Origin of the sequence: Streptomyces katrae (assembly GCF_000966975.1) — a bacterium.
GTDB classification, from domain to species: Bacteria; Actinomycetota; Actinomycetes; order Streptomycetales; family Streptomycetaceae; genus Streptomyces; species Streptomyces katrae.
Genome location: NZ_JZWV01001538.1, coordinates 1 through 1,520, shown reverse-complemented (window position 1 = coordinate 1,520; position 1,520 = coordinate 1). Strand labels below are relative to the sequence as shown.

The window sequence follows — 1,520 nt, the reverse complement described above, 5'->3', positions numbered from 1 at the left end:
GCGGGCGTACAGGTCCGGGCGGCCAACGGCGATGGCCCGCATCTGGAAGCCGATCACCGAGGCGCCGCGCACCAGGAGCTCGTACGCCTCCACCGTGCCGCCGCCGGAGCTGAAGGCCACCAGCCGGCCGCCCATGGCCAGGGCGCGCACGGCCGGGCCGAGCAGTTCTCCGCCGACCCCGTCGAGGATGACGTCGTACGGGGCTCCCCAGTCGGCGTCCTCGTACAGGACGACCTCGTCGGCGCCCAGGCCGCGTACGAAGCCGGCCTTGTCGGCACTGCCGACGGCCGCGACGACCCGCCCCGCCCCCGCGGCCTTGGCGAGCTGGAGGGCGAGGGTGCCCACCCCGCTGGCGGCCGCCGTGACGAGTACCGACTCGCCGGGCCGTACGTGACCCGCCTCGTACGCCCCGCGCGCCACGAGCCCGCTGCGGACGAGGGCGACCGCGTCCACGGCGGTGGCGTCGTCCGGGACGGCGCTCGCGAAGGCGGCGTTCAGCACGGCGTACTCGGCATAGGCGTCGGCGAAGCACAGCCCCGTGACGCGGTCCCCGACGGCGAAGCCGGTGACGCCGGCGCCGGTGGAGACGACGGTTCCGGCGACCTCCCCGCCGAAGGAGACGGGTGCGCTGCCCTCACGGACCTTGCGGACGGTGGGCAGTGTGACGCCGATGGCCTCGGTACGGATGAGCAGTTCGCCGGCGCCCGCATCCGGGCGGTCGGCCTCTTCGGCGGCGAACAGGACTTCGGCCCCACCGTTGACCTCGTGGCGGATGCGCAGCACAGGACCTCCCCCGATCCATATTCATTGGGTGTCCCAACGGTATCCAGAAGATCGTGGGGAAGTCCAATGATTCCTGGGTAGGGTGGCCGCATGCCCAAGCCCCTGTCTCCTTCTTCGCCCTCGCCCCTCGCGCACATCCAGTCCTTGCCCAGTTGGCTCGTGGGCCGGGTCGCCGCACGGGGGCGGGGCCTGGTCGCCGACGCGATCGCGGGGGAGGGGCTGAAGCTGATGCAGCACGCGGTGCTGGCGGCCACGGCCGAGTACGGCCCCGTCGCACAGGCGGAGCTGGGCCGCCGGCTCGCGGTGGACCCGAAGGACATGGTCGGAATCCTCAACCACCTCCAGGACGCGGGCCTGGTCCTGCGGACCCCGGACCCGGCCGACCGCCGCAAGAACGCCGTGACGGTCACCCCGCAGGGAGAGGCGGCCCTGGCCCGCTGCGCGGCCCTCGCGGAGGCGGCGAACGAGCAGCTCCTGGCGCCGCTGACCCCTGGTGAGCAGGACGTGTTGATGGGGCTGTTGAGGCGTGTCCACGAGGCCCCCGCCTCGTTTTGACACCCCTGGGGGCCGGATGTAGAGTCAAACGGTTGCCTCGAACCGGACAGGTTCGGCGACACCCACCCCTCAGCGAATCGAATTCCATGTGGGGTGCACTCGACTCTTCATTCGGATCGTCGAAGCCGGGAAATCCGGTGGAAATCTTCTGATAGAGTCGGAACCGCCGGAAAGGGAAAGCG

2 protein-coding genes are annotated in these 1,520 nt (G+C 71.6%); one reads left to right on the top strand and one right to left on the bottom strand.

The genetic code is table 11. From position 1 onward, the window contains the following. Window positions 1-783: quinone oxidoreductase family protein (locus VR44_RS38980; RefSeq protein ID WP_045952425.1), on the bottom strand; the 783-nt coding region annotated here is incomplete at its 3' end. Between the two features lie 90 nt (window positions 784-873). Between VR44_RS38980 and VR44_RS38975 the strand changes: the two genes are divergently transcribed. Next, window positions 874-1,338 (top strand): MarR family winged helix-turn-helix transcriptional regulator, encoded by a 465-nt coding sequence (locus tag VR44_RS38975; RefSeq protein WP_045952424.1) that lies wholly within the window; start codon window positions 874-876, stop codon window positions 1,336-1,338. The last annotated feature ends 182 nt before the right edge of the window (window positions 1,339-1,520 follow it).

Coding starts and splice junctions, on each gene's coding strand:
- VR44_RS38975 (WP_045952424.1), top strand. CDS start 874: ATGCCCAAGCCCCTGTCTCCTTCTTCGCCCTCGCCCCTCGCGCACATC.